This window comes from Aurantimonas sp. C2-5-R2 (assembly GCF_036549495.1).
Lineage (GTDB): Bacteria > Pseudomonadota > Alphaproteobacteria > Rhizobiales > Rhizobiaceae > Aurantimonas > Aurantimonas coralicida_A.
In genome coordinates this window covers 1-3,534 of sequence record NZ_JAZHLJ010000159.1, presented here as the reverse complement: position 1 = coordinate 3,534, position 3,534 = coordinate 1, and the positions used below count along the sequence as shown (strand labels likewise).

The window sequence follows — 3,534 nt, the reverse complement described above, 5'->3', positions numbered from 1 at the left end:
CGCCGTCTGGATCAATCCGCCCAACAACAAGCTCCAACTCCAAGCTTAATCTATCGCTCCGGCTGTCTCACATTCGTTGACACGCTCCGCAGGAGGACCAGCTCGGTTCGCTCGGCCTGGTGGTCAACCTCGTCGTCCTGTGGAACACGGTCTACATGGACGCCGCCCTCAATCAGCTGCGCGCCGAAGGATACGAGGTGAAGCCTGAGGACGTCGCCCACCTCTCTCCGCTGAGCTTTGGGCACATCAACATGCTCGGCCGCTACGCTTTCACCCTGCCGGAAATCATCGCGCGCGGCGAACTCAGGCCTCTGCGCGATCCGAGAACCGCCGGCATCGACGACCTGTAGGCGAGCTTATGTGTGTTTTCTGTTCCGTTGCTACTCAAAGCCCGGATTCAGCGATCCGCGCCGTTGGCAAGGGGGTGGGCAACTATACGATCAGCGCCGGATCATTATCGGCAACCTTGTTCAGGGGGAGGAGATCAGTGGTGAACCAGACTAGCAACTCCATGCAGAGCGCCGGTCGTACATCAGAGCACATCATAAAGATCGGTGGGGCGTCCGTTCACTTTCGCGAATGGGGGAGTGGATCTCCTGTACTGCTGCTTCATGGAAATCCAGATAGCAGCGTCATGTGGGACCGTGTTGCCAGCGCTTTGGCTACGGATTTTCGCTGCATCGCTCCTGACCTGCCAGGCTTTGGTCTCTCTGAGATACCAGAAAACTACGAACGCTCGCTCGCGGGTTTGGCCGAATTCATCGAGACGTCCGACAGGCTGCCGGAATACAGGCACCCCTCGATTTGGTCGCTCACGACTTCGGTGGGCCTTTCGCTTTAGCCTGGGCTATTCGGACCCCTGATGCAGTCCGTCGCCTGGTGTCAGGGATGCGGCAAAATCGGAGGGCGCGAACCGGACCATGGCGGCGATCGAAGCCGCGAAAAATGCAATGACAAGGGCGCCAGCCAAGCCTTGCAAAGCTATGTCCTCTCCGTGTCGGTCGCCCTTTTTGACCTGTACCGTTCTCGGCGATCGTCAACTCGATCAGCAAAAACTTTCAGCCAGATCCAAGTTTTTGATCAGCGTTCCTCGTCCAGGTGAACGAAGGAGCTTTCCGCGGCGCTCGACTGTTCGGCAAGAGGAAACACGCCGATCGTCAGCGCCGCCAGCGCGGCCATGAGCGCGACCCCAATGATGAATGCCTTCATATTCCGCGCTCTCCCGGAGCGACATCGGCGGAGGATGGCTCCTGCGCCCCGACCTCGCCCGTCATCTGGCGATACCAGATGCTGTGATGTTCCTTGGCCCAGTTGCGGTCTACCCGTCCCGACCACATCGCCGCGAACGCGCCCTCCATTCCGATCGTGCCGATATAGATATGCCCGAAGATGAGCCCGATCATCAGGAGGGAGATGATCGCGTGCGAAAGCTGCGCCGTCTGCATCCCTCCATAGCCCAGCAGCAGGAACGGATACATGAGCAGGAGGCCCGACGCGAGCAGCGCAAAGCCGCCGAGGGTCACGCCCCAGAAGACGATTTTCTGACCGGCGTTGAACTTGCGAGCCGGCGGATTGTCGCCGTCGTCGTGAAGCATTCCACCGCCGCGCTTCAGCCACTCCCAGTCTAGCCGTGTCGGAATGTTATGAAGCAGCCAAAACACCACCATCACCGTTACGCCAATCACGAAGGGGACCGCGGATGCCATGTGGAGCCAGGCGCTGCCCCAGGCGAGATCGCCCAACGCCCCTTCGCCGATCAGCGGCAGCAACAGGGGCTTGCCGTAGAGGATCACGACACCGGTCAGCGCCATGACAACGAAGGCGGATGATGTCATCCAGTGATTGGCGCGCTCGGTCGCCGTGAAGCGCTTGATCGTGGTGCCGGCTTTTCCCTCGGCGATCTTGACCCGTCCGCGAGCGAAGAGAAACAGGCCGAGCCCGGCAAGCACGCCGAAGATGACCCAGCCGCCGCCGTACCGCACCTGATCGTTGTGCAGGCTGCGCCAAGTGCGCCCGCCGGGCTGCTCGAACGATGCCGCGTTGCGATAGGGCAGGGAGGATATGCCTTGGATGCGTCTCGCCTCCGGCAGGATAGGCGCTTCCTTTTCTCCGATCGTCAGCCATGAGGAGGTCAGTTGCCGAGGTGCGGCCACGCCGTCGCGGAAGATGAGATCGGCGCGTCCTCCACCGTCCGTGTCCACACTCACGCCGCGAGTCTGGCCAGCTTCGCGACGGTCGTCGAGCAGCTTCGAGCGCGCGCTCAACGCCTCGGCGGCAACAACGTGGCTCGCCTCGCCCCCGCCAGACGCCCCCGCCACCTCGGGCTGCACGAGATTTTCGCGCGTGAAGCTGAGAACGACCACCACACCGAGGAGGAGGCCGGCGAGCAGCGCAACGATACCGCCGGCTATCCGTGCTGCTGACATGTCCTGTTCTCCTTCTCGCGATCAGGCCGCATCGCTGGCGTGGTAGGCGGTCGTCCAGCCCCACGCTCCCGAGCCATAGCCGCGGTGTTCGGTCCGTTCCCGGTAGATGTCGGAGATGACGTCGCCGTCGCCGGCGAGCAGTGCTCGGGTCGAGCAGACCTCAGCGCAAAGCGGCAGCTTGCCTTCGGCGATCCGGTTGCGACCATATTTTTCGAACTCGGCCTGAGACCCGGTTTCTTCGGGACCGCCGGCGCAATAGGTGCATTTGTCCATCTTGCCGCGGGAGCCGAAATTGGTATCGCTCGGATATTGCGGCGCTCCGAACGGGCAGGCGTAGAAGCAGTAGCCGCAGCCGATGCAGGTGTCCTTGTCGTGCAGGACGATGCCGATGTCATTCTGATAGAGCGTGGAGACCGGACAGACCGCGATGCAGGGCGCGTCGGTGCAATGCATGCAGGAGATCGCGATCGACTTCTCGCCGGGATTGCCGTCATTGATCGTGACGACCCGTCGGCGCACCATTCCCCAAGGCACCTCGTTCTCGTTCTTGCAAGCGGTCGCGCAGGCGTTGCATTCGATGCAGCGGTCCGAGTCACACAGAAATTTCATCCGAGCCATCTGCTACTCCTCAAGCGGGTTCGAGCCGGCACAGCGACGCCTTCGATTCCTGCATGAAGGTCACGACGTCGTAGCCGTAGGTCATGGCGGTATTGGCGGCTTCGCCGGTCACATAGGGAACGGTCCCGGACGGATAACGGCCGGTAATGCTCTCTCCCATCCACATGCCCGCGAAGTGGAAGGGCAGACAGACCGTGCCCTCGTCCACTCGGTTGGTGACCAGCGCGGCGATGATGCCGCACCTGGTTCACGGAAGATTGGCGGACGTAGATGTAGGCGAGCTTGCCACGATGTTCGGCCGTGACGCGTTCGTCCGAACTACTCGACGCGCTCAACATGGCGGTTCGCCCGTGTTGGCGCATCGGGCCGCCAGATCCGCAAGAGCATCGGTGCCAGTGTCGAGGCTTATCCCGTTGTCCCAGGTCGCCCTAAATGTGGTATCTTGACCCGGATGGGCTGCCGGAACGGTGGCTATGACGGGACAGCCGAT

4 protein-coding genes and 2 pseudogenes are annotated in these 3,534 nt (G+C 61.9%); 2 read left to right on the top strand and 4 right to left on the bottom strand.

Going from position 1 to position 3,534, the window contains the following annotated elements:
* Nucleotides 1–89: 89 nt before the first annotated feature.
* Nucleotides 90–350 (top strand): annotated as a pseudogene (locus VQ044_RS24235) (Tn3 family transposase); the annotation flags it as partial.
* Between the two features lie 8 nt (nt 351–358).
* A pseudogene (locus VQ044_RS25950) lies at nt 359–954 on the top strand (alpha/beta fold hydrolase).
* Between the two features lie 126 nt (nt 955–1,080).
* Here the strand turns inward: VQ044_RS25950 and VQ044_RS24225 are convergent.
* The 4 genes from VQ044_RS24225 to VQ044_RS24210 are packed head-to-tail and all read right to left on the bottom strand — an operon-like array spanning nt 1,081 to nt 3,252.
* Nucleotides 1,081–1,209 (bottom strand): hypothetical protein, encoded by a 129-nt coding sequence (locus VQ044_RS24225; protein ID WP_327650219.1) that lies wholly within the window; start codon nt 1,207–1,209, stop codon nt 1,081–1,083.
* Complete coding sequence (locus tag VQ044_RS24220) at nt 1,206–2,426, bottom strand: formate dehydrogenase subunit gamma (protein ID WP_327650218.1); 1,221 nt, start codon at nt 2,424–2,426, stop codon at nt 1,206–1,208. Before VQ044_RS24220 ends, VQ044_RS24225 begins: the two co-directional genes overlap by 4 nt.
* A 21-nt stretch (nt 2,427–2,447) precedes the next feature.
* Nucleotides 2,448–3,044, bottom strand: coding sequence for a formate dehydrogenase FDH3 subunit beta (fdh3B, locus tag VQ044_RS24215; RefSeq protein WP_327650216.1), 597 nt, complete (start codon nt 3,042–3,044; stop codon nt 2,448–2,450).
* Between the two features lie 10 nt (nt 3,045–3,054).
* The gene (locus VQ044_RS24210) at nt 3,055–3,252 is read right to left on the bottom strand and encodes a hypothetical protein (RefSeq protein ID WP_331827834.1); all 198 of its coding nucleotides are present in this window, start codon (nt 3,250–3,252) and stop codon (nt 3,055–3,057) included.
* Between the last annotated feature and the right edge of the window lie 282 nt (nt 3,253–3,534).